Source organism: Nostoc cf. commune SO-36 (assembly GCF_023734775.1).
GTDB lineage: Bacteria > Cyanobacteriota > Cyanobacteriia > Cyanobacteriales > Nostocaceae > Nostoc > Nostoc commune_A.
Genome location: NZ_AP025732.1, coordinates 6,302,594 through 6,328,010, shown reverse-complemented (window position 1 = coordinate 6,328,010; position 25,417 = coordinate 6,302,594). Strand labels below are relative to the sequence as shown.

The 25,417-nt window shown below is 39.9% G+C and carries 20 protein-coding genes and 5 pseudogenes; 7 read left to right on the top strand and 18 right to left on the bottom strand.

Annotation, left to right across the window (positions count from 1 at the left end; genetic code table 11):
• Window positions 1-502 precede the first annotated feature (502 nt).
• The 3 genes and pseudogenes from purU to ANSO36C_RS28560 all read right to left on the bottom strand — a co-directional run bounded on the left by purU (window position 503) and on the right by ANSO36C_RS28560 (window position 3,729).
• Window positions 503-1,358, bottom strand: a pseudogene (purU, locus tag ANSO36C_RS28570) (formyltetrahydrofolate deformylase).
• 20 nt (window positions 1,359-1,378) lie between these two features.
• A complete protein-coding gene (locus tag ANSO36C_RS28565) occupies window positions 1,379-2,005 on the bottom strand; it encodes a DUF4340 domain-containing protein (RefSeq protein WP_251957513.1) in 627 nt (208 codons plus the stop codon).
• Between the two features lie 41 nt (window positions 2,006-2,046).
• Window positions 2,047-3,729: a GldG family protein gene (locus tag ANSO36C_RS28560; protein ID WP_251960467.1), complete on the bottom strand. Its 1,683-nt coding sequence runs from the start codon at window positions 3,727-3,729 to the stop codon at window positions 2,047-2,049.
• A 100-nt stretch (window positions 3,730-3,829) separates the two neighbouring features.
• On the opposite strand from ANSO36C_RS28560, the pseudogene ANSO36C_RS28555 reads away from it, so the two are divergent.
• Window positions 3,830-4,202: pseudogene (locus tag ANSO36C_RS28555) on the top strand (four helix bundle protein).
• A gap of 42 nt (window positions 4,203-4,244) precedes the next feature.
• Here ANSO36C_RS28555 and ANSO36C_RS28550 read toward each other — a convergent pair.
• The 7 genes and pseudogenes from ANSO36C_RS28550 to ANSO36C_RS28520 all read right to left on the bottom strand — a co-directional run bounded on the left by ANSO36C_RS28550 (window position 4,245) and on the right by ANSO36C_RS28520 (window position 13,168).
• Window positions 4,245-5,057, bottom strand: coding sequence for an ABC transporter permease (locus tag ANSO36C_RS28550; RefSeq protein WP_251957511.1), 813 nt, complete (start codon window positions 5,055-5,057; stop codon window positions 4,245-4,247).
• Window positions 5,058-6,062: an ABC transporter ATP-binding protein gene (locus ANSO36C_RS28545; protein ID WP_251957510.1), complete on the bottom strand. Its 1,005-nt coding sequence runs from the start codon at window positions 6,060-6,062 to the stop codon at window positions 5,058-5,060.
• 188 nt (window positions 6,063-6,250) lie between these two features.
• Window positions 6,251-6,682 carry a hypothetical protein gene (locus ANSO36C_RS28540; RefSeq protein ID WP_251957509.1) on the bottom strand — a complete coding sequence of 144 codons (432 nt, stop codon included), beginning with the start codon at window positions 6,680-6,682 and terminating at the stop codon, window positions 6,251-6,253.
• Window positions 6,683-6,744: 62 nt separating this feature from the next.
• Window positions 6,745-8,418, bottom strand: coding sequence for a GUN4 domain-containing protein (locus ANSO36C_RS28535; protein WP_251957508.1), 1,674 nt, complete (start codon window positions 8,416-8,418; stop codon window positions 6,745-6,747).
• A gap of 604 nt (window positions 8,419-9,022) precedes the next feature.
• The gene (locus ANSO36C_RS28530) at window positions 9,023-10,759 is read right to left on the bottom strand and encodes a diflavin flavoprotein (RefSeq protein ID WP_251957507.1); all 1,737 of its coding nucleotides are present in this window, start codon (window positions 10,757-10,759) and stop codon (window positions 9,023-9,025) included.
• A gap of 80 nt (window positions 10,760-10,839) precedes the next feature.
• Window positions 10,840-11,352, bottom strand: coding sequence for a phosphate-starvation-inducible PsiE family protein (locus ANSO36C_RS28525; protein ID WP_251957506.1), 513 nt, complete (start codon window positions 11,350-11,352; stop codon window positions 10,840-10,842).
• Window positions 11,353-11,438: 86 nt separating this feature from the next.
• Window positions 11,439-13,168 (bottom strand): annotated as a pseudogene (locus tag ANSO36C_RS28520) (diflavin flavoprotein).
• A gap of 219 nt (window positions 13,169-13,387) precedes the next feature.
• Between ANSO36C_RS28520 and ANSO36C_RS28515 the strand changes: the two are divergent.
• Window positions 13,388-14,326 (top strand): 1-aminocyclopropane-1-carboxylate deaminase/D-cysteine desulfhydrase, encoded by a 939-nt coding sequence (locus ANSO36C_RS28515; RefSeq protein WP_251957505.1) that lies wholly within the window; start codon window positions 13,388-13,390, stop codon window positions 14,324-14,326.
• A gap of 273 nt (window positions 14,327-14,599) precedes the next feature.
• Here the strand turns inward: ANSO36C_RS28515 and ANSO36C_RS28510 are convergent.
• The 5 genes and pseudogenes from ANSO36C_RS28510 to bcp form a co-directional block, all read right to left on the bottom strand.
• A pseudogene (locus tag ANSO36C_RS28510) lies at window positions 14,600-15,756 on the bottom strand (cysteine desulfurase family protein).
• 5 nt (window positions 15,757-15,761) lie between these two features.
• The gene (locus ANSO36C_RS28505; protein WP_251957504.1) at window positions 15,762-16,388 is read right to left on the bottom strand and encodes a restriction endonuclease subunit R; all 627 of its coding nucleotides are present in this window, start codon (window positions 16,386-16,388) and stop codon (window positions 15,762-15,764) included.
• Window positions 16,389-16,533: 145 nt separating this feature from the next.
• A complete protein-coding gene (locus ANSO36C_RS28500) occupies window positions 16,534-16,920 on the bottom strand; it encodes a hypothetical protein (RefSeq protein ID WP_251957503.1) in 387 nt (128 codons plus the stop codon).
• 3 nt (window positions 16,921-16,923) lie between these two features.
• The gene (locus ANSO36C_RS28495) at window positions 16,924-17,313 is read right to left on the bottom strand and encodes a hypothetical protein (RefSeq protein WP_251957502.1); all 390 of its coding nucleotides are present in this window, start codon (window positions 17,311-17,313) and stop codon (window positions 16,924-16,926) included.
• Between the two features lie 63 nt (window positions 17,314-17,376).
• Complete coding sequence (gene bcp, locus ANSO36C_RS28490; protein ID WP_251957501.1) at window positions 17,377-17,856, bottom strand: thioredoxin-dependent thiol peroxidase; 480 nt, start codon at window positions 17,854-17,856, stop codon at window positions 17,377-17,379.
• Between the two features lie 227 nt (window positions 17,857-18,083).
• On the opposite strand from bcp, the gene ANSO36C_RS28485 reads away from it, so the two are divergent.
• From ANSO36C_RS28485 to ANSO36C_RS28475, 3 genes are all read left to right on the top strand, one after another.
• Window positions 18,084-18,479, top strand: coding sequence for a hypothetical protein (locus tag ANSO36C_RS28485; protein WP_251957500.1), 396 nt, complete (start codon window positions 18,084-18,086; stop codon window positions 18,477-18,479).
• A gap of 151 nt (window positions 18,480-18,630) precedes the next feature.
• Window positions 18,631-19,485: an FAD-binding domain-containing protein gene (locus ANSO36C_RS28480; protein ID WP_251957499.1), complete on the top strand. Its 855-nt coding sequence runs from the start codon at window positions 18,631-18,633 to the stop codon at window positions 19,483-19,485.
• A 3-nt stretch (window positions 19,486-19,488) separates the two neighbouring features.
• Window positions 19,489-19,899, top strand: a complete 411-nt coding sequence (locus ANSO36C_RS28475; protein WP_251957498.1) for a universal stress protein — start codon at window positions 19,489-19,491, stop codon at window positions 19,897-19,899.
• A gap of 658 nt (window positions 19,900-20,557) precedes the next feature.
• On the opposite strand, the gene ANSO36C_RS28470 is transcribed toward ANSO36C_RS28475, so the two are convergent.
• Genes ANSO36C_RS28470 through ANSO36C_RS34010 form a run of 3 tightly spaced genes read right to left on the bottom strand, consistent with a single transcriptional unit; the run spans window position 20,558 to window position 22,101 of the window.
• Window positions 20,558-21,616, bottom strand: a complete 1,059-nt coding sequence (locus tag ANSO36C_RS28470; RefSeq protein WP_251957497.1) for a glycerate kinase — start codon at window positions 21,614-21,616, stop codon at window positions 20,558-20,560.
• A 30-nt stretch (window positions 21,617-21,646) separates the two neighbouring features.
• Complete coding sequence (locus ANSO36C_RS28465; RefSeq protein ID WP_251957496.1) at window positions 21,647-21,979, bottom strand: DUF565 domain-containing protein; 333 nt, start codon at window positions 21,977-21,979, stop codon at window positions 21,647-21,649.
• Window positions 21,979-22,101, bottom strand: coding sequence for a hypothetical protein (locus ANSO36C_RS34010; protein ID WP_267145342.1), 123 nt, complete (start codon window positions 22,099-22,101; stop codon window positions 21,979-21,981). The genes ANSO36C_RS28465 and ANSO36C_RS34010 overlap by 1 nt, the downstream gene beginning before the upstream one ends.
• 571 nt (window positions 22,102-22,672) lie before the next feature.
• On the opposite strand from ANSO36C_RS34010, the gene ANSO36C_RS28460 reads away from it, so the two are divergent.
• Window positions 22,673-23,305, top strand: a complete 633-nt coding sequence (locus ANSO36C_RS28460) for a hypothetical protein (RefSeq protein ID WP_251957495.1) — start codon at window positions 22,673-22,675, stop codon at window positions 23,303-23,305.
• A 134-nt stretch (window positions 23,306-23,439) separates the two neighbouring features.
• A pseudogene (locus ANSO36C_RS28455) lies at window positions 23,440-25,382 on the top strand (ArnT family glycosyltransferase).
• Window positions 25,383-25,417 lie beyond the last annotated feature (35 nt).

The following is a 25,417-nucleotide window of genomic DNA, read 5'->3' as shown; positions in this document are numbered from 1 at the left end:
TGAACTTGTTTCGGGAATAGGTTGTATCTGATCAATAAGCAATCCTGAAATTATTGTTGGTTTGAGCATTTACATAAAAATTTACTGCAAAAACTATCTATACCTTTTTTCTATAACTCAAATTAAAAAGCAGAAGGTTAACAAAGTTTTAATTGAATATTAAAAAATAGTAAATTATCCAAAAAACATCCTTAAGATATAAATATGTTTACTTCTGAGGATTGATGTAATTGGTAAAGTTCTACCTACATAGTTAGGAATATAAATTGATATTTTTTGTGCCGAATAGTTAGAAAATTAAAAATAATTAGTAAGTATCCAGAAAAATATTAATTATTGCCATATCTGCATTTTTTTTAATATCAATTTGCTGAAAGTCAGATTCTTCCCCTTGTTACCGCGCTGGCTCCCCTTAAAAACCAGGGGGAGCCTAATCTGAACCTATTGCGCCTATGCGGACTTTGTTTGTATAGTTACAAATTACATTCGTTTGAATACAAAATCATTCAAAGACTACTGTTCTATTACCATATACCAATACACGATTTTGCAAGTGCGATCGCACCGCTCTTGCTAATACAACTCTTTCCAAATCTTTGCCTTTTCGCACCAAATCATCAACTTCGTCACGGTGACTAACTCGTACTACATCCTGTTCAATAATTGGGCCTGCATCTAAATCAGCCGTGGCGTAATGAGCAGTTGCACCAATAATTTTCACACCACGTTCAAAAGCTCGGTGATAGGGATTTGCGCCGATAAAAGCTGGTAAAAATGAATGATGTATATTAATAATTTGTGGAAATTGACTAATAAAATCTGCACTAACAATTTGCATATATTTCGCCAATACAACTAAATCTATTTTGTACTTGCGTAATAATTCTAATTGTTGGGTTTCTTGTTCTGCTTTATTATCTTTATTGATGGTAATGTGCTGGAAGTCAATATTAAATTGCTCTGCAACTACCTTTAAATTAGAATGGTTGCTAATAATTAAAGGGAATTTCAGCAATAAATTCTTTAGCACGTTGTCGCCAAATTAAATCAAATAGACAATGGTCTTGGCGACTTACCCAAATAGCAATACGTGGTACTGTATCAGAAAAACGTATTTCCCACTTAGCACCTAAAGGTTGAGCAATGGCATTAAATGCAGGTGCAATAAACTCTCGCGGCAAATTGAACCCCTCTAACTGCCATTCAATCCGGGTAAGGAATAACCCAGCAGCAAAATCTGTATGCTGATCTGCATGGATAATATTACCACCATTAGAATAGATGAAATTAGCAAATTTCGCCACCAGCCCCCGTTGATCGGGGCAAGAAATCAGCAATGTTGCTGTCGGATTTGTCATAATATCGCCAGATTTTTTAATTATTTCCTGTTTGTCGGAGTTGGGTTAGGAATTGTGAGCGGAGGAAGTTTTTGACTATTATCTACAGGTTGTTTCCACTCTGATAATTCCCGATTCACGGCATTGGCAAAATCTGTAGATACCAACAGCACGTTTATATTTCCATCGGGTTTTGTAGCCGGGTCAGCTTGAGCATATAAGAAACGACCGTTAAAGTTAGATTTACCCAAAATCAACTGATGGCTTTGTCGGTTTTTCAGGGTAATATTAATAGTTGCTTGGGGTTGATCTAAGGCAAATTCTTTAAGGTCTTTTGGTGGAGTTGAGAGAGTGCGATCGCTATTACCCTTGACTAACAAATCCATTAAATAAGAAACAATAGCATCATTTGCTGGGCCCGATATCGGAGATTTGATTAACCACTTGGGGTTACTACTAGATTCAGGGTTACGTTCCAGATTCAGGGTGAGCTTTCTTGTCTTAACAGTTAAAGACTGCACATCATCTTCTGTAAAAGAGAAAATTTTCTGTTTTTGCTCCTTGATTTCTTCTCGCTGAGTTGCACCTCGAATTTCATAAAAGTAAACAAAACCACCTAAACCCAGCGCTAGGAGTATCAGAATTAAAGTCGTTCTCGGCAATTTCATTTTTAGTCATTTGTTATTTGTCATTGGAACTGAGGGAGATTTTACCGTCGTTTCCACCAAATAATAACTGCGATCGCAAACCCAATTAAAGGTAAAACTAACAAAGACGACAATATCAAAAGATTACTTTGGGTAGTTGTCAGGGTTATTCTACGGTTTTTCGGTTCTTTGGGGCGAATAGAAAGGGGTTGTTGATCCTGTTGACTCAGCCAAGTAACTGAGTTGAGGAATACATCTCCATTCAATTGCTGTTGAAATAAGCCATCGGTGGCGAAATCGGAGTTTCCTAAAACCACTAAGCGGGATTCGGTGGCTGTCTGAGATGAAGGAGCGGGGGAGGCAGGGGGAGCAGGGGAGGCAGAGGGAGCAGGGGAGGCAGGGGGAGTGGGGGAAGCCTTGCTTTGAGCGGTTGGTGATGGTAGGGGTGAAGGTGTCGGTGCAGGTTGGGGAGTGGAAGCAGATTTGGGTGTTTGTTTTCTGCTTAAGGCAACGCCCAAGGTTAGAGGCCCTTTTACGTCTTTATCTGCATTAAATTCCAATTTTTCGCTTTGGAGGTCGCTTTCTGCCCAACTGCTGGGATAGGGTTTGGTTTGTAGCAGTGGAGTAGCCTGAACACCAGGCACAGAGGTAATTTCCAGTGGACGAGCAATCGGGTAAAAAGAATTACCGTTATCGAAATCTTTGGTAATCGGATGTTGTCCGTATTCTGTGACTAAGGGCGTAGCAGGGCCAAGTCCCACGCTTCCGCCAGAGACATCGACTGCTAAACGATTATCCAGACGAACACCCCACTCTTGCAGCAAACTGTCAACTTTGGGATCGGTATTGGGATCAATCATCAGCAGTAAGTTACCACCGCGATTAAGATATTCTTGTAAAGCTTTGACTTCACCCTCAAACAGCCCTCGCTTGGGGCCAGCCACTATCACTACAGCCGCATCTTCAGGAACTTTAGAAGTTTCTCCTAAATTCAGGGGTGATGTTGTGAAATTTTTATCGCCTAATCCCTGAACTGCTTGTGATATTGCACCTTTACCAGGTGAAAGCTGGCGTTCGCCATGACCTTGGAGTAAGTAAACTTTGGCTGTGGTTGAATTTGTTAATTGTTGCAGGCGACTAGTTAATTTGATTTCTGACAAGCGCTCATTTTGATTTACTGTCTGCACTAATTGCCGTTTATCGCCAGATTCTAAATAAACTTCCCCGTCATCTTTGACGCCAAACTTTTCAGCCAATCCTGGCCTAGTTTGGGGGTCGATGTACTCATATTTAAATTTTGAGCTTTGCCGTTGATAATTTTCTAGTAATTCTCGGTCTTGGGGATTTTGGCTAATATCAAACACCCACACTTTAACTGGCTGTGGTAGAACCCTCACCAGTTCCCGTGACTGGGGCGCAAGGGTAAACAATTGAGCCTCTGTTAAGTCTGCCCGCCAGTAGTAGCGAGTTCCCAAAAAGTTAATCAATCCTAAAATTGCCAAGACTGCCAGAGTTGCCACTAAGGCATTAGTGCCAGCTTGGGTAGAACGGCGCTTCCACCAGTTAGTTTGGTAGCTTTGCCATGTTATCCCCAACCCACTAATGACAATTCCCGCAATGAGAAATGCTAATGGAATTAATCCCCATTGTTCGGAGACTAACCCAACTGTTAAGCCGACAGCAATTAGGAACGGGCCCAACCAAAATAGATATTTCCACAGTTTGTTTTTTGCAACTATCTTCATATTATTTGTCATTTGTCATTTGTCTAAAAATAGTGACAAGTAAAAATATATGGGCGAAAATTGATTAACTAAAAAGAAGATAAACAATACAACTCAATAAATGGCGACAAGGCGTTTCCAAGAATTACAGGTTTATCAATTATTCAGAACACTTGGCAGATGACATTTGGGAAATTGTTGAGGGATGGAATTTTTTTGCAAAAGATACTATTTGTAAACAGATTGTTCGTTCAGCAGATAGTATTGGAGCCAATATAGCAGAAGGTGTAGGAAGAGGTAGTTTTCAAGAAAATAGACGTTTTGTCAAAATAGCAAGAGGTTCTTTGAATGAAACTCAACATTGGTTAAGACGAGCTTACACTCGTAATCTTTTAACTACCGAACAGATAAGTGCAATCAAAACAATCATTAACGAACTAGCACCAAAACTAAACTCCTATCTAAACTCAATTGGCAATGTCCCAGATGACTAATAACAAGTGACCAAGGACAAATGACAAATGACAAATGAATGACTATTGCCTTTGAAAGCGTAGTGCATCAATTGATTGAGCTGTGAGAAAGATGCCCAAAAAAATGTAACTGGCGAATAAAATTAACCCGCTAGTATCAAAAATGCCTTGAATGAAAGTGTTGTAATGTTTCAGGAATGACAGATAACCTAATGCTTCGCCCACGGGGCCAGGGATAATTTTGGCGATTAAATCAATGAATAACAACAATAAAATTACTGCAAAGGTAAGAACAGCAGACAAAATTGTACTGTCTGTTAATGAGGAAATAAACATTCCTAAAGATAAAATTGCCCCTGCTAGCAAGATTAATCCAAAATGACCCAGCAAGGGAATTGAGAAAGCCATTGGTGGATTTGATCCACTAATAGCGATCGCTTCAAACACTAGCATGGGTAAAACCATCGTGGCAAAAAATGTTAGCACGCCTAATAATTTACCTACAGCTACTGCCCAATTGGTGATTGGTGAGGTGGCTAACAGTTCTAAAGTGCCGCGCTTGCGTTCTTCGGCATAGAGTCCCATCGAGAGAATTGGCAGGGTAAACAACAATAGCCACCCCATACTATCCAAAAATCCCCGGATAAATTCATAGGGGACATCTATCGGCGGTACTGGCACTCCTAGTTGTTGCCCTTGTGCATCTATTGCCGCGACTGTTACCAAAATGCCATTTGGCCCTAGCAAAATCATTACCAAGAATAACCCCGCCATGAACCAAAATATACCTGCGATCGCATAAGCCAAAGGTGATACAAAATAACTCTGTAACTCTCGGCGATAAATGGCAATAATATTACTCAGCACTACACCCATTTACGCTGTCTCTCCTTCGTTGTCTGCTGCTAAGTCTACCTCAGTATCGAAATTTTTCTCTTCTGTGGTTAGTTGCAAGAATACGTCTTCTAAGGTAGCGTTAACTCGCTTCAGTTCATGCAAACCGAATCCTGCCCGTACTAATGTTGTGGCAATATCTTTTCCTGGTTCTTTTCCCGGTTGCGATATCACCCGCAGGTAAGCGCGATTTTCCTGGGGTTGATGGCCTCCGGTTGTCGGAATTGATTCTATCAAACTCACACCCGCGACTTTTTGCAACACCTGTTTCGCTAAGGCAGCTTCTCCTTCTATTTCTAATTCATATCCTGAACCACCTGTCAACTGAGTCATCAGGTTTTCTGGCGTATTCGTTGCTACAACTTTACCGCGATTAATAATGGCGACGCGGCTACAAGTCATGCTCACTTCTGGCAGAATGTGCGTGGAAAGAATAATTGTGTGAGTCCCAGCGAGACTCTTAATTAAATTCCGCACCTCAATTATTTGCCTGGGATCGAGTCCAACGGTGGGTTCATCCAAAATTATCGCCGGTGGATCGTGGACGATCGCTTGAGCAATTCCTACACGTTGGCGGTATCCTTTAGAGAGTTTGCGAATAATTACTCGCCGCTTATCTTCTAAGTTGCAGCGTTCGATGGCGGCTGTTACCTTGTTGGGGCGATCGCCTGCTGATACTCCCTTAATTTGGGCGACAAAATGCAAGAATCCCTCCACCGTCATGTCTGGATATAACGGCGGTGTTTCCGGTAAATAACCAATTCGTTGGCGTACAGCCAACGAATTTTGATGGACATCATAACCAGCAATCCGCGCATTTCCATTGGTTGCCGGTAAATAACCAGCCAGAATCCGCATGGTTGTGGTTTTACCAGCGCCATTGGGGCCCAACAAACCTAAAATTTCCCCAGGTTCGACGCTAAAAGTGACATCGGTAATTGCTGAGGTAGAGCCGTATATTTTACTTAGATGTTCAACTTCGATCATCGGTATAGTGGCGATCGCAATTTATGAGAATACCCAATAATCTTAGATCACGATATTGGGTATGGGGGATTGGCACTAAGATTAGCCGACGACGGGTAAAGTTCCTGAACGATTACTAAAGTACGGTAAACTAGCAATATATTAAAATTATTTCATCGCCATTGGACAAAACGCTGAAAAATGCCAGGCTAAACATACGTTCCCATAGACCGTTTTAATTTTGTCCCAATAATTGATTCCTCTTGAGCCTTGATAATAAATTTAGAATCATTAATTTCAATGACTTCATAATTTTCTGGCGTAAATATAGAATTTAAAGTAGCTACTATATCTGCAAGAGAAATTTTAAAAGCTAGTGGTATCCTAAAATTAAAAAATGATTTTGGCATACTTCTAACATTTAAATGCAATTTATTTTGTCTTACGTACCATACCCCAGTAAATTTATTACCTGTTAGCAGTTCTTTTGGTTTGGAGAAAAGAAGCATTTGAATCCTGGTTTGCTCATAAGTCATATCATCTTTAAATTCAATAGTAATTTTTTCTGAGAACGTATCAAAACGCCATTTTCCTAAAAGTAAAATTTCTATTTCTATGTCAGAATGCTTGCTATTACTCATGTTTATCCTCAAGATTAACTTGAACTTTCATTTTTGTTATTATTTACAAATGTACAAATAACTTACAGTAAAGTTTCACTACAAATTTTTGTCCGAGAAAAGAATAAGTGCATCTGCCAAACTAACCAAGACTTTACCCGCCAAGCTCCCATTGAAAGGTGTTCTGTAGGAGATTTTGAGGATAAGTCAAAGTTCTGGTGGTCATACTGTAACCATTTAGCTGGTAAGTGTCCCATCGGTGTCATGGGGGACAATTTAAAAGTTAGTTGCTCATAGTTTAACCAGTTTCCCTCTTTTCGCCAACCAAGGCGATCGCCAAGTCTTTTTTCTGTTTCATAATCTACTTGACCACCCATTTCGCTCCAAATAGTTTGCTGAATACTGAAGCCGAAATAACCATAACTATATTGCTCCCAAAGTTGATCGATAATGTGGAGGTCTTGACAAGAAAAGTTATCAATATCTTCCTTATAAACCTCGTTCCAATAATTTTTACTCATAACTTTTAGCATTAACTTAGTAGTTTCAATATCAGCTTCTTTCCACTTATGCTGCGCGAGGAGATCCTGCAATTGGCTATAATCAATATCTTTATTGCTGCGAAATTCTTTTGTAAACGTAAAATTGTTATTACTCAGTCCCATCAATCCTGTTTCTTCAACAGCAGAGGTAGAGACAAACGTTACTTCTGCTACATTTAGCACTTTTGTTTGATCAGTAAGTTGCTTGGATATGTAGTTAGATATTAAATCAATACCCTTATCTAAAAATAGACCATTTTCGTTCAAATCAAAATTATGGATTTGCCAATCTAATAATTGAGATTGAATAAAAGCATCTTTTAATCTGGCTTTTTTATCATAACTTGTCACCATAAAATCGAGAAAATTTTCAGAAATTGCCTCCTTATCTTCAAGGTTAAATAAACTTGACTGATGCTTTAAAATATTATCTCCTAAATTTTTAATATCTCCGACAGTGGCGTAAAAATATTCATCTATTTTCACCACTTCATCTATTAAAGATTGAAAGGGACTAAAGTAGTCTTGTAAAGAATTCTCAAAGTTGATTGCAGTGTGGGCAATTTTTGCTATTTCTTGACGAATTTTATAGGCTTTTCTTTGATATTCGTAAATCTCTTGATTGACTTTTAAATCTTTAACTATCTGCTGAATAATCTCTTTTTGCTTTTTGGTATCTTCTACAAGCTTTTTAATCCCTTCGCCAATCAAGCCGATTTTTTCTAACATTAAAAAGTAAGCATTGCTTAACAATAAAACTGCTTTAAAATTTTCTTGTTTTTCCCATTTTAGCTCCTCAATTACTTTCGAATTATTATAATTTTTTAACTCTAACTTTCTTCTTTCCTCTTCTAAATTTTTTATTTCTAAATATTTTTGTTTGAATAATTTTCTTAAGTCAGTTGTCAGGGTTAACAGAAAATTATGATAGCTGTCCTGATAATTTTCTAGAAAATCAATAATATGGCTATAGTCTTTAATAAATAATTGGATTTCAGCAAAAATTTCTCCTTGGCTAATTTCTTGTTTGTGCTTAATTATCCCGCCAAATTTATGATGATATCGAACACCTTCTTTAATTAAAGTTTGACGTTCTCTAATTTGTTTCTGAATTTTTTTTACCCCGCTATTTTTTAGGACGGGTAATTGATAGGTTTGTTCATAAATTGAAATAGCTTCGTAAGTAATTAGTTGTTTTTGCTGTTTTGTTAGCATTACCTTAATTTTTAAAAGTATGAATAGTTTTTAAGCTCTTACCCACTTTAACACCTTCGGATCTTTGTCATAGCGGTAGGTAAAGCCATCATTAGCAGTAATCGACTTCCCAGTTGAGGTAAAAATAGTAGTAAAAAGATTTTATAAAAAAACAATCTGTGGATACTTGACAAAAAGCTATGTTTTATGTGTTTACATCAATCAACTATAGACATCTTGCAAAAGTAAATTTTGCAAGATGTTGGGGAAAGGTTAAAGGTAAAGGGATAGAATTTCCCCTTTACCTTTAACCTTTCCCCCACTTCTGCAAGAAGTCTTATAAAGCTGGCGCTATAATCCAATACGCTTGGGTTAGGCATTTTTTCTTCTCTCTGTTCCGCGCCAGTTGCTACCCTGCGGGAACGCTAAGAGCGAACAAGTCGGGGAACCCGCCCAACGCACTGGCTTCTCTGTGCCTCTGCGGTAGCCTGCGGCAAGCCGTACCCTTCGGGAAGCAAGCTACGCGTAGCGTCTCGTAGGGAAGCGTCTACGTTAAAAAATTTGACTTTGATAAAGAGTTTTAGCCTTAACCGTATTGCGCTACAATTCCCTTTACTAGTAACTATTAATAATAGCTGCCAGATTTACGATGTTCTAAAGCGGTGACACCATCATTTTCCAACACTTCACCGTGATCGATGACGGCATAAATTAACCATCTATCGCCACATTCAAGCTGATTTTGCACTGTACATTCTAAATAGGCTAATGCCTCATTCAAAACCAAACAACCATTAAGAGCAGTTTTTGTAGCCAGATTTGCAAAGGGGTTATCTCCTAAAGTGCTATGACGAGAAAAATAGCGTCGCACATTTCTTCCTTCTTTGAGGATATTCAACACAAATTTATCACCAGGATGATGCATTAAATCTGCATTCTGTTCTTGGGCGATCGCAATCATAATTCCTGGCGGGTTAAAAGTTGCCTGAGATACCCAAGAAGTTAAAACGCCTTTGTGAGTTTCTTCATCACGAGTTGTCACAACACACAAAGAACCAATAATCCGTCCTACAGCTTGTTCAGTACGATCTACATGGGTTTCTGTCACAACTTGCCGGGAAGAACGCAATTTTTTGCTTTTCTTTAAATTTTGAGCGAAAGAAGCACCTGCTTCTTGACACTGCTGGAGAATCTCAGGAGTTGGGCTGAAACGCACCCGAATTGTTTCAAATCCTAGTTGATAATTAGCATCTTTCAGCTTGCTTTCTAGTAAATCAATTGCCTCGCCACTCCAACCATAAGAACCAAACACCCCTGCTAACTTAGTTTTAGCCGTCGCCGAGAGGACTATTCCTAAAGCTGTTTGAATTTGAGTTGGTGCATGGCCGCCTAAAGTGGGTGAACCGATAATAAAGCCATCGCAGGTTTCGACAATGCGGGTAATTTCTGCCGAGTCTGTTAGTTCACAGTTAACTGACTCTACATTAATTCCATTTTGAATCAAACCTTGAGCGATCGCATTTGCCAAAATTGCTGTATTTCCATAAGCAGAAGCATAAAACAAAGCGACATTCAATTCTTGAGATTTTTGCCCTTGACACCATTGCCGGTAATCATAACTAAAACGACTCAGGCTGTAACGAACAATTGGGCCATGTGCTGGGGCGTAACATCTGGCTGACAAAACCGATATTTTATCTAATGCTGCTTCAACTTGTTTGGCTTGGGGCGCATGGAGACATTCAAAATAGTAACGGCGTTCCGCGTCTAATCCCTTCCAATCTTCATCAAATAAGGTATCTTCGCAAATATGAGCGCCAAAAAGTTTATCTGTGTAGAGAATTTTCGTGGCAGGATCGTAAGTACAAAGCCCATCGGCCCAACGGGGAGTTGGTACGGTGACAAATGATAGAAGATGTCCTTGTCCTAAATCTAGAGTATCTTGCGATCGCACCGCTTGGATACGTGATTCCCATTCGGGGAAGGCAGTTTTTAGAGCGTTGGCGGCGGGACGAGAACAAATTAGAGTAACTTGAGGAACTTGAGAGAGCAATACTTCTAAAGTGGCTCTGCGGTTGGGGTTGATATGACCGAGAACAATATAATCTAAGGTGGTAAAGTCTAGATGTTCTGCAAGTTGCTGAAGGTAAATTTCGGTAAATGATTCACCGGGAGGGTCAATTAAAGCCTTTTTATCAGCTTGAATCAGATAAGAATTTGCCGTAGTTCCCCGTTGGCGGGAATACTCTACCTCAAATTTTAGTCGTTCCCAAGTCCGCGATCGCAAAATCAGAGTATTTTTACCAATTTCAGCAACTTGTACATCTCTTGGATGGCTGGTAGTTAAAGTATTTGCAGACATAATAACCTCTGTTAATCATTGGGAATTGGGGATGGGGCAAAAAGATTCTCCTTCCTAGTACAGACGCGATTAATTGCGTCTTAATGACCATTGTTTTGGATTAATTCAGACTTGGCTCGGCTTCTATAACGTTTAGATACTTCTTGTTCTGGGTCGATACCTTCAAAAGTTGGGGGTAGCCAAACTCGGAGGAAAAGTAGTATTCCTAACACTAATAAAAAGGCGCAAGTTGCTAAAACTTGACTCCAACTTGTTTCTAAAACACCTTTTACAATGACTTCTCGCAAGGCGGAAACGATAGAAACTTCTACAGCTACCCCAATAGATACTCGATGTTCTTGCAGGTAAATAATCAGCAGTCGGAATAACTCAACTAAGATAAGTAAAAAGAGAATATCAGCAGTAACAGCATGAAAATCTAGAGGCGGAAGCAAGGAGAGAAACATATCTCTGACCTGAAGCACCATGAAACTAAATAAACCGATACACAAACAAATCACAATTAAATCTTGGATAAATTCCAAGGTTCGCACAACGCGCCCTCGATTGATTTCGTACATGCTAATCGGGGTATTCTCAGCATTTTTATACATAGTTTTTTGTGACTTTGTAGAGACGCGATGAATCGCGTCTGTGAGGAGACAAGAAAAATGACCAATGATCAATGACAAATGACAAATTAGTAATGATTACCAATTTTGCGGTGATGGGCAGCAGTAAGTGCGTGTAGGTTGGCAACTCTTCCAGTTTGGACTGTGCTATAAATTACCCAATGATCGCCACAATCCATGCGGCTAGTAATTTCACATTCCATGTAAGCTAAAGCTTCAGCTAAAACGGGCGATTCATTTTTTGCTGGATATGTTTTTACTCCAGCAAATCGGTCTGCACCAGGAGCAAAACGCTTTAAGAAATGTTTCATTAATCCTTGATATTTGCCTTCTTCTAAAACATTTAAAACAAAGCGATCGCCAACGTGCATCAAGGATTCAATTGCCCGATCTTTGGACACTGCGATCGCTACTCCTAAAGGCTCAAGACTCGCTTGTGTCACCCACGAAGCAAACATTGCACTCTGAATTTCTCCTTTTTTGGCGGTGATAATATACAATCCTGTACTAATCCGCCCTAAAGCTTTTTCTAGTTCGCTATTGATAGATTTAATCTGTTTTATGGTGCGATCGCGGGTTAACCATTGACCTATATCTGTCCCTGCTTCATCACAAAGTTGTTCTGTTGCTTGGGTAGGAATTTCTTTAACTAAGATAGGTGGAAAGGCTTCAATTAATCCCAGTTCTTGAAACTTATTGCGTAAGGGATAAATTGGTTCATCTTCTCCCCCTCCCGACTCTAATAAACCAATTGCTTGTTTCTTGTGAACGGCAGCTAAAATCGTACTTAAAGCAGCTTGAGCCATCACCGAAGATTGGGCTGGCATTCCAATGATTAAACCAGAAGCTTGTGCAACTAATTCTCGAACTTCTTGAGGCTCGGTACTATTGAGGTCTACTAATTCTACTGCCACACCTGTTTTCGCGCATCCATGAGCTATGGTATGGACTAAATGCTCACTATAACCGTAATCTTCAACATAAAATATAGCCACTAATGTCTCTGTTTTTGCTTGTTCTAAACTCCAGTTTTGATACCTTCCAAGCCATTCAGAAACATAGTTTTGTAATAAAGGGCCATGTCCCGTGGCAACTGTTGCTATTTCTAACTTTTCAATCCGTTTTAAAGCTGTCAAAACAGACCGGGCATTAGGCCCCATGAGGCAATCATAGTAATATTTAAAATCTTCCTCTATTAAAGTAATATTTTCATCATAGGTATGGTCATCACAGTAATGCATTCCAAACACATCACAAGTGTAGAGAGTGGAAGTCTTATGGTCATAAGTCAAGATTGTGTCAGGCCAGTGTAAATTAGGTGCAGAGATAAATTCTAATTCGTGTCCGTTACCTAAATCTAATCGCTCTCCACTTTTCACCTGCATTGATTTAAAAGGCTGGTGAACCATATTTTCCAGAAATTGAATAGCTATTTAGCACCAACAACAGTAATGGAAGGAGCTAACTGTAAAATATCTTTTACTAAGCCACTATGGTCTGGTTCCGTGTGGCTAATAATTAAGTAATCTATCTTAGCTGGATCAATTAATCCCGCCACTACCTCAAGATATAGATCCTCAAACTTGCGGTGAGATGTGTCAACTAAAGCAACTTTTTCTCCTTGAATTAAGAAAGAATTATAGGTTGTGCCATTACGTAAACCAAACTCAATATCAAAACGTTCTCTATCCCAGTCGAGACAACGGATAGCTGTGGTTTGAGGAGCAATTTCAACAGTTTGAATCGTCAAACGTCCTGGATTGGGGATAACTTGAGTAACCTGTGTGACTGCAATCATATTTTTCTCCAACAAAATATTATCTGGAGCAAGTGTTATGTTTCTTATATTTACCTGAAATACTCAATTAGTAAAATGCCAATTTCTAAAGCTAATCATTAGAAAGAGTTATTCTTTATTTTGATTGAGCTACCATTGACGTAATTCAATGTTTATCATTAGTTTTATCTTCAATAATGAACGTGAGAGAATGTCAACTATAAGTTATGATTTTTACGGATGTCGTTAATATTTCTTCCTCCTCCTCTACAGCAAATCAATAGCGAAATTGCCCGGAACGCTGATGTTGATTTGTATGTGCTGCGCCTCGATCTGATGCACCCGTGGGTTAACGGCAATAAGTGGTTCAAGCTGAAATACAACCTTTTGGAGGCCAAGGAGAAATTCACGACGCTGCTTACTTTTGGCGGCGCTTATTCTAATCACATCTATGCAACTGCGGCAGCTGGTAATCTTTTTGGATTCCGTACCATTGGTGTAATTCGTGGTGAGGAGAGGCTACCATTGAATCCCACGCTGAGTTTTGCTGTACAGCAGGGTATGCAGCTTGTGTATCTGAACCGCGAGATGTATCGACAGCGCAACACACCAGCCCTACAAGAATATCTGCAACAACGCTTTGGCGAGGTTTTTATCATTCCCGAAGGTGGAAGTAATTTAAACGGTGTGCGCGGTTGCACAGAGATAGTTAGTAATGCAATTGCATTTGATCATCATATATGCGTAGCTTGCGGTACAGCCACCACACTGGCGGGGATTGCGCTTTCGTTGCATGAAGGACAAAGAGCGATCGCATTTCCCGTACTGAAAAATGGCGCATTTCTTGCACAAGAAATCGAAACTTTATTGACAAATTACCTCGGCTCTGGTTTACCCGCACCATATAATTCTCCCGCTTCTTGGGAATTGGTGTGTGATTACCACTTTGGCGGCTATGCAAAAGTGAACGATGAGTTACTACTATTCAGCCAACAGTTCACACAGGAACATGGCGTACCCCTTGATTACGTATATACCGCCAAAATGTTTTACGGAGTGATGGATTTACTAAAGCAAGGATTTTTTAGTAAAGGCGACTCCTTACTGCTGGTACACACAGGCGGCTTACAAGGCAACGTTGGCATGGAAGAAAGGTTGCAGAGATTTTCTAAAATCTGAGTTGCCACTTAATTAAATATCAGTTACCTTTGTATGGAATTTTACTCAAACGAGTGAAATTGACACGCCAATCTTAAATGGTCAAAACCCGATGCGCTTCCAGAAAATGCCCTAACCATTTTTATTGAAGAAAGGGTAAACCTCTTATTAGAGGCTTTGAGGCTGAAGTTAGACGGGATTGAATTTAAGGTTTTTGATATGGGCGATCGCACAGAGAATATCCATTTATAGAAAAGCGATTTTTCAAAAAAGAGGTATTGCTGGTTTTCATGCTTACCGTTTATTTTGTAAACTTTGAATAGTAGCGATCGCATGCTTCGCCACAATATCAATCTCCTCTTCTGTATTAAACCTGCCAATGCCAAACCTTATTGAGGCATAAGCTAGCTGTTGTGGGTGTCCCAATGCTGTGAGAACATAGGAAGGTGCAGTATGTGCCGACGAGCAAGCAGAACCAGAAGATATTGCCATCACTGGCTGCAATCCTAGCAAAAGTGCCGCTCCATCCACTCCCTCAACACTGATACTCAAGTTTCCCGCCAATCGTTTTTCAGCATTTCCGTTGAGATGAATTCCTTCAACTTGCGAAAGCTGTTCCCACAATCTTTGTCTTAATTGGGTGAGGCGTTGGTTTTCTGTTGTTTGTTCAGCTAAAGCGATTTCTACAGCTTTGCCAAAGCCGACGATTTGCGGTGTATATAATGTACCAGAACGCATCCCCCGTTCATGTCCGCCGCCGTGCTGCTGGGGAGCCAGTTGTACTCTGCGATCGCGTCTGCGGACGTATAACGCTCCAATGCCTTTGGGGCCATATACTTTATGTGCTGTTAGCGACATCAAGTCAATTTCATCGCTTGCACATCTAAGGGAACTTTACCAATAGCTTGGGCAGCATCGGTGTGGAAAATAATGTTGTGTTCATGGCACATTTCCCCAATTTCTGCCAATGGCTGTAACACGCCAATTTCGTTATTTGCAGCCATCACCGATACTAAGATTGTCTCAGGACGGAAAGCTTTTTTTAACTCAGTTAAATCAATCAATCCATCTTTTTGGACAGGGAGAATAGTAATTTCAAAACCGAGAGTTTTTAAATAATTACAAGGGTCAATTACTGCACCATGTTCAGTAGCAACAGTAATAATATGTTGACCTTTTTTAAAATAAGCTTCGGCAACACCTTTAATAGCTAAATTATTTGCTTCTGTTGCACCACTGGTAAAAATAATTTCTGCTGGTGTGGCATTGATTGCTGCTGCTAAAATTTCTCGCGTTTGCTTAATAGCAGCTTCTGTTTCCCAACCATAAACATGACTAATACTTGCTGGGTTGCCAAATTTCTCTGTGAAATAGGGGATCATTGCTGCCAGTACCCGTTCATCTACGGGTGTAGTAGCGTGACAATCAAGGTATATAGGACGAATAAACATAATTATTAACTCAAACTTTGACTCAATTTTTTTAATATGCTTAGAACTTGATACAGTTCACTTTTTCGTTTCAACAGCGTAAACTCATCAGACAAGTCATACTTGGGTATATTTTGTTTAGTCAGTTTTACAAAAATGAAATGACTACCATTTGTTACTAATCCAAAAGTAGGTTTGTCTTGATTAGGATTAGCCAACATATAAACAAGTGCTTGAGGTACGGCTTCTAAAAGAGAAAAGCTAGACCTTTTAGATTCAATTACTAACAACCAGAATTGTTCTTGAATAACTAAAACATCAATTCTACCTCTAATTATTTCTCCTTCATCTTCCGCAGAAATTCTTATTGATTCTTCGCCTCTCATATAAAAAGGCTCATCATAAAATCCAGCTAAATTGAGTAAAGAAGATAAAACTACTAATTTCACCGTTTCTTCTGACAAAGGAGGACGCTTAACTAAGCGGAGAAAATGAAGTTTTATTTTGTCTAAATCTTGCTTTTCTAAATCTGTAATTTCCGGTAAATTTTCAAACCATTCTGTGAAAAATGCCTCATCTTCGGCTAGTTGTAGACTAAATCTTTCTTCCAAATAAGCAAGTCCGACATTTTGTGCTTGGATAAATTGAACCATAATTTATGCAACTTTATATACTATCTAAACAAAACCTATAGGACTCATATTTGATTTTTGAAAAAACTCCGTACACTCAAAAAGTCTTTTTTCCTACTCCCCACTCCCAGCCTACGCAAATAATTTCAGTAATCAAACCGGATTTCTATAGTTCTGTTTGGCATAACCCTAACAATTCTTCTGGTGAGTAGACTCTTTGACTTGTATCATATACAACACAAGACCATTTTTTGGCAAACTGACACGCAAACTCTAGGGCTAGTTGTTCACTTCCTGAAGTTTTGCTGACATCAAGTAGAATGTGAGTTTGAGGTTTAGCTGTAAGCTTCTGGGTTATAAGTTCAATTTCATCAGGATTAAAATTTTTTAATTCAGTGTTATCTAAAACAATCCAAACATGAGTATTGTCTCTAGAAATACGTCCATCATATACATTATCTGGATGTAGTAATACTCCAGAATATTGCAGAAAACTCAAAAATTCTCCCGGTTTAATCTCAGCACTAGAAATTAGGGAAATGGGTTCTGGCATCACTTATGCTCCTAGTATGGATAATAATTCTAATAATTCATCTTGACTGGAAACTACATAACTGCCTGTAGCGATGATATCTTGAGCCGGAGTAAATTTATAATTGGGTGCATAGAGAATAACTGGCTTGTTCAAGGGATTCAAGTCAGAGTTTGATATCAACTTTTGAACTTGCTTTAGCTTCCGAGCAGTTTGGGTTGTTACTTCGATGATAGCGTTGCTGGTTTCCACATCGATTTCACCGACTTCGCCATTTAGTCCCACTGTTTTATTAAAACTAACTAAATTAAACCCTGCCTGGATGATAGCATTGGCAACTTTGCCTTCCAGAACTTTTTGAGGATTGACTGAGTTCAATGCATCGGCGATCGCTTGCTCAAATAAGCTGCTCACATCCTGCTTTATTACTATATGATTTACGTAACATTGCTGTAACTATACCTGCATTCAGCCGCGTTATGTGGCTGCTAATTCCCGTAATTTAGTTAAAACTGCCAGAGCATGACCTTTGGTTTTCACATTTGGCCAAGCATAAGCAATAATTTTATCAGGTGAAATTAAGAAAGTTGAGCGAACAACACCCATATATTCTTTGCCCATAAATTTTTTCAATCGCCAAGCGCCGTAGGCTTCGATCAAAATATGTTCTGGGTCACTTAAAAGGGTGATTGACAAGTTATGTTTGCTGATAAATTTACAATGAGATTTACCCAAATCTGGGCTTACGCCTAAGATTTTCGCTCCCAGTTCGCTGAATTCTTGATACAACTCGGTGAAATCTTTCGCTTCGGTGGTACAACCGGGCGTGTCATCTTTGGGGTAGAAGTAGAGGACAACCCACTGACTGCTGAGGTCATCGAGAGTAACTAAATTGTCATTTTGGTCACGGGTGGAGAAATCTGGCGCTGGTTGTCCAACTTGGGGAATGTTGCTCATGGTAGGGGTGTGAGAGATTGCGTAAGCGAAGCCGTCGTAGACATCGCTTTAGAATTGTACATAAGTTGAGCGATCGCTATTATTTATCACTGTCTAAAATTATTGTTTTATCCCCTTTAACCAGTTATCAGTTACCAGTTATCAGTTATCAGTCAAGAGTGATGTGTTTATATATGCTCTAACAAATTTCCGCCCAACAATTTGTAATTAGACACAAGGAGAAAACGATGAGACAATTTACCCTGTTTACGCTACTGTATCTAGCAACGGGAGTTTGTCTAATGGCGATCGCGCTTCAGTATCCTGAGATAACTCCAAACCTGAAAGCAACTCTCTTATTGAACGCCGGACTGTTATATCTTGTTGCTGTACTCAGTACCTTTAGGTTTTGGCGTCAAGCCGCACGCCAAAGCCAAGGTAGACTGCACCAACAGGCAGCTTGGAAACAGAATTTTGTTGCGATCGCACCCTGGCTTGTAATTGCATTGACGCTCGTCACATCACTCTCTAATCTGCTGGCTAACAATTGGACGACTGAAGCCCTCATGAAAGCATCTTCAGGGCTACCACTTATCTTGCTCAGTGCAGAACAACTCTTTATCAGAAGCCAGTTTCGGCAATAAATCCACAGACAAATCATACATCTTTAAAGTTCTCCCATCCGGTTGAGAGCGATGGTTGTGGCAACCCCTACGATGTATGCTTATATTTATCCGTCATAATAATCACTTAATCTACAAGTATTTTTATTTATTCTCACCCTTCAAAGTTCAAATGTCTAAAGATATGCAACGCGAATTTACCAACCGCGATGAGTTGGTAGCCTACCTCCGCGAACAATTCCCAAGTGTAGCAGAACGCGATGACCACATCAGCGAAACTGTGGGGGGACGCCAAGCAGCAGAAAAGGCACTGCAAAAAGTTGATCCAGTAAGCTACGCCAAAACACGTAATTTCTTCACAGGTGCAGTCACGCGTCTTTCGCCTTATATCCGTTATGGCGTTTTGAGTTTGCGAGAAATTCGAGATTATGTCCTTGAACGGGTACAGCACCAAAATGATGCTACAAAATTAATTAACGAGTTAGGTTGGCGCGATTACTGGCAACGGTTATATGTCAAGTTAGGGGATAAAATCTGGAAAGACCAGGAAGAGTACAAAACTGGTTACACTGTGGCTGAATATGCAGCCGAATTGCCGCAAGATATCAGACAGGGAACCACAGGTAGAGTTTGCATCGACGGTTTTAGCCATGATTTAAAAGAAACTGGCTATCTACATAACCACGCCCGAATGTGGCTAGCAGCTTACATTGTCCATTGGCAGCGTATTCGTTGGCAAGCAGGAGCCAAGTGGTTTCTCGAACACCTTTTAGATGGTGATCCTGCTAGTAATAATATGTCGTGGCAGTGGGTTGCCAGTACGTTTAGTCAGAAACCTTATTTTTTCAACCGTGAAAATTTAGAACGCTACACCAAAGGCATTTATTGCCAGAAATGTCCGCTTTACGGTCATTGTGATTTTGAAGGCAGCTATGAAGAATTAGAACAGCGACTTTTTCCCAAAGGGGAATTTAGCAAACAAGCCAATAGCCAAAGTTGGCAGCGTGGAAAGAAAGGTAAAAAGTGAAGAATGAATAAACCAATTGTTTGGGTACATGGAGACTGCCTCAGTCCAAATAATCCGGCATTACAAAAATACCCTGATGCCCCAGCTATCTGGGTTTGGGACGAGGCTTTGATAGAAGAATGGCAATTGAGTCTTAAACGTCTCGCTTTCATCTACGAATGTTTGCTAGAGTTACCCGTTGTTATTCGTCGTGGCGATGTGGCACAAGAAATTTTAGCTTTTGCTCAAGAACATGATGCCAATTTAGTTGTCACAGCCAATAGTCCCAGTCCCCGGTTTGATGATATCTGTAATCAAATGCAGCCTTCTATAACAGTGGAAGTGCTAGAGGTAGAACCATTTTTTGACTATGACGGCTATATTGACCTGAAACGGTTCTCGCGCTATTGGAAAGTGGCTCAAAATTATGTTTGAGTTGCGATCGCATCCAAAAATGCTTTAGTTAATCTTACTGAAAAGATTCTGGATTTTAAAAAATAAACAGGAGTCAGGAGTCAGAATACAGGAGTCAGAATACTCCACCCATGAAGGGATGGAGTTTTAATTAGGAGGAATATTTTAATTCTTTTCGCGCCACTTGCGGGCAAGGTTTTAAGCCAATATTCAGACGCTCTCTACGAGACGCTAAAAGCGTAGCTTGCTTCCCTGTAAGGGTACGCGTACTCGCTCTAAGCGAAGCATCCCGAAGGGTATACGCTGCGCTATCCGCTTTTTCGGTCAGAATACCCAACTGAATTCTGACTCCTGACTCCTGAATTCTGTTAGATAAGCTAATTACAATGATTGTTGCAACGATTTAAACGTTTCTTATACATGAAGAAGCATTTGTTGCAAAGGATCAAGCAATTGCAGCAACTGTTTATATCTTTCTTAGAAAAACTTAAGTCTTTCTTATACATGGAGAAGCATTTGTTGCAAAGTATGAAGCAATTGCAGCAACTGTTTATATCTTTCTTAGAAAAACTTAAGTCTTTCTTATACATGGAGAAGTATTTGTTGCAAACGTTTTAATTTTGACAACTACTGTTTAATTTTAAAAAGTAGGCATAGGGATTATTGTTGCTAATGACTGTCAGTGAAACAGTTTGGCGCGATCGCAATACACTGCACCAAAGCTATGATCGGCATGGATCTCAATCACTAGATCAACCACTGTTGCATCTTTTACCAACGGCTTAATAAATAATTCTGGGTGAAGCGATCGCCAAAAATAATTGACAAATTGCTCTATCTCTGCATTACTCATCCCCGATTTACCCGCAGCAATCATCTGCTGTTCAGCTTGTTTGCGCCACTCCAACGAACAGCGATAATCAGTTGGATATAGCACAATTAAGCTGTCTAATCGCTCCCACAGTGGTAAATAATTGTGGAGGCGAAAATTTATATCACGGGCAAATGCTTTATCTTCATCTGTGACAATTGGGGGTGGTGCAGTATCAAATAAATCTGGGTCGATTGGTCGCACACCCACAAACCAACCTTCAAATAGTACAATATCTACACCTGTTACTATATCTGAAGTCGTGCGATCGCCAGCGCCTCCAAAAGCAGATTTATCAAAGCGCGGAAACATCACTGAGCTTTGCAACTGGCGGATTTGATCTAGTACATTTAAACCTAAATCTACATCGTGGGTTCCTGGTGGGCCGCGCCAAATCAAGCGGGGATCTTCTTGTGTTAAAAGTAAGCGATCGCTGTAAGTTTTATATAAGTCATCCAAAGATAAACTCCCAGTCCGGTATCCCAATTGATTGAGAATCAAGCTGAGAATTTTGCACATTGTGGTTTTACCAGTGCCTTGTCCTCCCAATATTCCTTGAATCAGAGGGCGTTTTAACTGTTGGCGCTGCGATGCTAGCTTGATTCCCAACGGCAGCCACAAGTCCCATAACACCTGTAACATCTTGTGGGGTTCGAGTTGAAAAGTAGTTTGGCAGAATTGGCTAAAAGCTGGGAAGACAGATTTTAGTAAATGCGATCGCTCTTTTATCACCTCATTGACATTTTCCGGCGTAATCCCAAAAGCTTTAGCCCGTAACCGATCTGCCAGCGCTGCTTCTATTGCTTGCTGCTGCCAAGTTTCCCCCACTCCATCCGTTGCCAAAATTTCGTCCAGCCACAAATTCATAACTTACCTCTCCCTGCCCCCTGCCTCTTCTCACGATCCCAGTTTAAAGGCTTCGAGAAACAGGCCGTAGATGAAACCAACTTTGAGCAGATTTAGTGATTCTACGAAGAGCGATCGCTTGGCGAAAAAGTTCTGACTGTAAAATATCCTACTAGTTACTTCCGTTAATACTACTAAAAAACCAGCGACAAAAATATCTAATTCTGCCCGTTGACCGGCTGTAGTGGACGTTACGTTTGCCAGAAAAAAACCGAACAAAAAACTCATGATTAGCAACGATAGCCGCCGCCAAGGATTTAAAAACCATTGCCCCAAGCGTGTAGCAATGGCATCGAATAAGTTATTGAGACGAGTGTTTTGCATTACAAGGGCTTCTGGGGAAAAGTCATGATATCTTGAGATATATCTATCTTAAGAATGATATTGATTTTAGTATCAGCTTGTTTGTTAATATTGTAGATATCTACTGGAATTCCAGTGTTCATTCAAATTTGCCTATTTTATCATCTTCAAGAGAAGTACATTTTCTTAGAGGATGTTTAGAAAATATAAATATTTAGTTTGATCCCCACAAGCAAGCCTAAAAAAGGGGGAAATTGAAGAAGAATTCAGAACTCAAAATCCAGGAGTCAGAATAAATAAGTCGGGGATTCAGACCCGCGACTGATAGCGTAGCGTTAGCGAGTCATACACAAAACATTGCTGAATTCTGACTCCTGACTCCTGAATTCTGTTCGATAACTCAAAGTGCCTGTTTTTAAAGGGAGCTATTTTGTTACACGGGTTTCCTAACTTGTATCCCTATAGTGAAGCAAGCTACGCCTATCGTCTCCCAACAAGAGAAGGGATTAGCGTGGATTTAGGAGAATATTTAAACATTTGCTACCAAGAATTTTCTAAGCATCCTGTTAAAAGGTGGCTTTTGATCACAATACATTTCCTGTTCCTAATTTTAGGAAAGTCTATATTAGGCTAACTTTTGTGATTGACTTTTGGGATAATAGGCTACTATTTGGTCAAGCCTAAACAAAATATTTATTTCTAATAACTATCAATATGAAATCTTTAGTGTATCGTAACCTCGGTGTTACAGCTTGTTGCTTGGGACTGCTTGTTGCGCTGGTGGGATGCTTGGGAGTTAGCGTATCCTTTGAGTCTACAAACCCAGATACATCTTCACAACTGCCAACAAAAACTCAAGAGTGGGAGATAACTTCGTCTACACCTGTTTTACCTGATAAAGATATTTCTGCTAGTCTATCGAGAGCAACTACCCCAGTCAATCAAATAGAACATAGCAGCCAAGAGAATACTCATCCTGTCTTAGCAAATCGTGATAAATCAGCTAGCAAATCCAAGGATCAAGGGACTTTGCGAATGAGCAATCAAACAAATCAGCCTGTGCGGTTGGCTTTATTGGCGCGAGAGTCGGTATCAAAAGGATCTAGTACTAAACAGACTAATTATGATCTACCAGCACATTGGGATTTTGCTCCCCAAGAAGGTAGTGAGAAAGGACTGATTTTATCCCTACCTCAGAATAATTTAAAGCTGGAGAAGGGAGATATTTTAGTTGCTTTTGCACAAGATGGTTCTCGTCGTTATTGGGGGCCCTATGTTGTCGGCGAAACTCAATTACCTAAATGGAATTCTCAAAACAGAGAATGGCAACTAGTGCTGAGTCCATAGTGCATATTTACTAGTACTGAAGAACTAATAGTCGTGTAGAGTACTGAGGAGAGGAAAATTGTTGAATTGAAACTCCCAAGAACAAAAGATAGATAACCAACGACTATTGATTAGTGAATGTTGACTATTGACAAATGAGAATGAAATTGAGTGTTAAGCACACTGTTGATCAGTGGTTCAACGAAATAGCAAAGAATCCAGCCTTGAGTTTAACTGTATCGATTTTGTGGTTGATAGTAGTTGGCTGGATAGCTTTTGGGTGGAATTTGGGCAATATTGGCTTGATTGATGAGACAGAGCCGCTTTTTGCCGAAGCATCCCGGCAGATGTTCGTCACAGGTGATTGGATTACCCCATTTTTCAATGGTGACACTCGTTTCGATAAACCTGCTTTAATTTACTGGTGTCAAGCGATCGCATATTACATGATCGGGGTGAATGAATGGGCAGTACGTCTTCCTTCAGCGATCGCAGCTTTTGGCTTAGTTTGTTTAGCTTTTTACACCATACAGTGGTATTTGGCTAAAGAAGACGAATTACAGCAAGTCTCACATCCTACTCGCCGCTACTTAATATCTTTTATCGCAGCAGCGCTGATGGCACTCAATCCCGAAACCATTATTTGGGCGAGAGTGGGTGTCTCTGATATGTTGCTCACCGGATGCATAGGATCAGCTTTGTTATGTTTCTTTTTAGGATATGCGAGGGAGCAAGGAGCAGGGGGAGCAGGGGGAGAAAGAATAACCAATGCGCCATCACGCCAGTTGCTTCAACGGAGGGAACCTCCGCAACGCACTGGCTCCCCAATGCCCCATAACCTATTCCCGAATAAGTGGTATTTAGCTTTTTATGTCTTGATTGCTGGCGCAATTTTAACTAAAGGGCCAGTGGGAATTGTTTTACCAGGGCTAATTGTTGCCGTATTTTTGCTTTATGTGGGAAAATTTCGAGAGGTGTTGCGGGAAATGCGCCTTCTCGTGGGTGTATTGATACTTTTAGGTTTATCAGTGCCTTGGTATGTTTTAGTAATTTGGCGTAATGGCTGGAATTATATTAATGCCTTTTTTGGTTATCACAACCTGGAACGCTTTACAGAGGTAGTTAATGGCCATTCAGCACCTTGGTATTTTTACTTTTTAGTAGTGCTGTTGGGTTTTGCACCTTACTCAGTGTATTTACCAGCCTCCATAATTAGACTAAAGTTTTGGCAGCGATCGCATTGGCGATCTGTTGAACGTTTTCAGCAATTTGGCTTATTTGCTTGGTTCTGGTTTGCTAGCATCTTTGGCTTTTTCAGCATTGCTGTCACCAAACTTCCTAGCTATGTATTGCCTTTAATGCCAGCAGCAGCAATCCTGGTAGCCCTGTTGTGTAACGACCTTTTTCCAGATACGGAAACACAGCAAAAAACTCCTGTTTCCGCCACTCCGTCCATCTCCTCGTCTTTTCTGCGAATAAGTGGCTGGTTAAATGTAGTATTTTTATCAGTTTTGGCAACAGCATTGTTTAACATAACCCAGATATTAGGTACTGATCCAGCTATAAGTAACTTTCACGAACTAATTCAAAAATCTGGTTTACCAGTAATCGCAGGTTTAATGTGGCTGGTTTGTGCCATTTTGGTTGCGGGTTTCTTACTCACTCGCCGTTGGAACTACATTATTAGTATTAATTTAATCGGGTTTGTGGCGTTTCTAATTTTTGTTTTAACGCCTGCTTCGTTCTTTATTGATCGAGAACGTCAATTACCCTTAAGGGAATTATCTGGGGTCATTCTAGAAGCAAAAGAACCCAACGAAGAATTGATTATGCTTGGTTTCAAAAAGCCTAGTGTGGTATTTTACAGCCACATCCACGTAAATTATTTAAGATTTCCCAAAGAGGCTATAGAGCATATTGAAAACCAAGCTGCTAAAGGGCTACAACCTCGTTCACTGCTGCTATTGGCTGAACAAAAAAGTTTTTACAAATGGAATTACAACCAGACGATTACAAGAGTATATCCACCAAGGGAGCTTATAACTTGGTTCGAGTTCCTTTTAATAAAAAGAAGAGTGAAAAAATAGATATATCGTAATTGGGAATTGGGAATTGGGAATTGGGCATTGGGAA

Bases quoted from the DNA above. Each gene is read 5' to 3' on its own strand.
- ANSO36C_RS28540 (WP_251957509.1), bottom strand. From the start codon at position 6,682: ATGAGTAATAGCAAGCATTCTGACATAGAAATAGAAATTTTACTTTTA.
- ANSO36C_RS28525 (WP_251957506.1), bottom strand. From the start codon at position 11,352: ATGTATAAAAATGCTGAGAATACCCCGATTAGCATGTACGAAATCAAT.
- ANSO36C_RS28480 (WP_251957499.1), top strand. From the start codon at position 18,631: ATGTCTAAAGATATGCAACGCGAATTTACCAACCGCGATGAGTTGGTA.
- ANSO36C_RS28470 (WP_251957497.1), bottom strand. From the start codon at position 21,616: ATGAATTTGTGGCTGGACGAAATTTTGGCAACGGATGGAGTGGGGGAA.
- ANSO36C_RS28550 (WP_251957511.1), bottom strand. From the start codon at position 5,057: ATGGGTGTAGTGCTGAGTAATATTATTGCCATTTATCGCCGAGAGTTA.
- ANSO36C_RS28475 (WP_251957498.1), top strand. From the start codon at position 19,489: ATGAATAAACCAATTGTTTGGGTACATGGAGACTGCCTCAGTCCAAAT.
- ANSO36C_RS28460 (WP_251957495.1), top strand. From the start codon at position 22,673: ATGAAATCTTTAGTGTATCGTAACCTCGGTGTTACAGCTTGTTGCTTG.
- ANSO36C_RS28565 (WP_251957513.1), bottom strand. From the start codon at position 2,005: ATGAAATTGCCGAGAACGACTTTAATTCTGATACTCCTAGCGCTGGGT.
- ANSO36C_RS28560 (WP_251960467.1), bottom strand. From the start codon at position 3,729: ATGAAGATAGTTGCAAAAAACAAACTGTGGAAATATCTATTTTGGTTG.
- ANSO36C_RS28500 (WP_251957503.1), bottom strand. From the start codon at position 16,920: ATGCCAGAACCCATTTCCCTAATTTCTAGTGCTGAGATTAAACCGGGA.
- ANSO36C_RS28535 (WP_251957508.1), bottom strand. From the start codon at position 8,418: ATGCTAACAAAACAGCAAAAACAACTAATTACTTACGAAGCTATTTCA.
- ANSO36C_RS28505 (WP_251957504.1), bottom strand. From the start codon at position 16,388: ATGGTTCAATTTATCCAAGCACAAAATGTCGGACTTGCTTATTTGGAA.
- ANSO36C_RS28515 (WP_251957505.1), top strand. From the start codon at position 13,388: ATGTCGTTAATATTTCTTCCTCCTCCTCTACAGCAAATCAATAGCGAA.
- ANSO36C_RS28530 (WP_251957507.1), bottom strand. From the start codon at position 10,759: ATGTCTGCAAATACTTTAACTACCAGCCATCCAAGAGATGTACAAGTT.
- ANSO36C_RS28485 (WP_251957500.1), top strand. From the start codon at position 18,084: ATGAGACAATTTACCCTGTTTACGCTACTGTATCTAGCAACGGGAGTT.
- bcp (WP_251957501.1), bottom strand. From the start codon at position 17,856: ATGAGCAACATTCCCCAAGTTGGACAACCAGCGCCAGATTTCTCCACC.
- ANSO36C_RS28465 (WP_251957496.1), bottom strand. From the start codon at position 21,979: ATGCAAAACACTCGTCTCAATAACTTATTCGATGCCATTGCTACACGC.
- ANSO36C_RS34010 (WP_267145342.1), bottom strand. From the start codon at position 22,101: ATGAACACTGGAATTCCAGTAGATATCTACAATATTAACAAACAAGCT.
- ANSO36C_RS28545 (WP_251957510.1), bottom strand. From the start codon at position 6,062: ATGATCGAAGTTGAACATCTAAGTAAAATATACGGCTCTACCTCAGCA.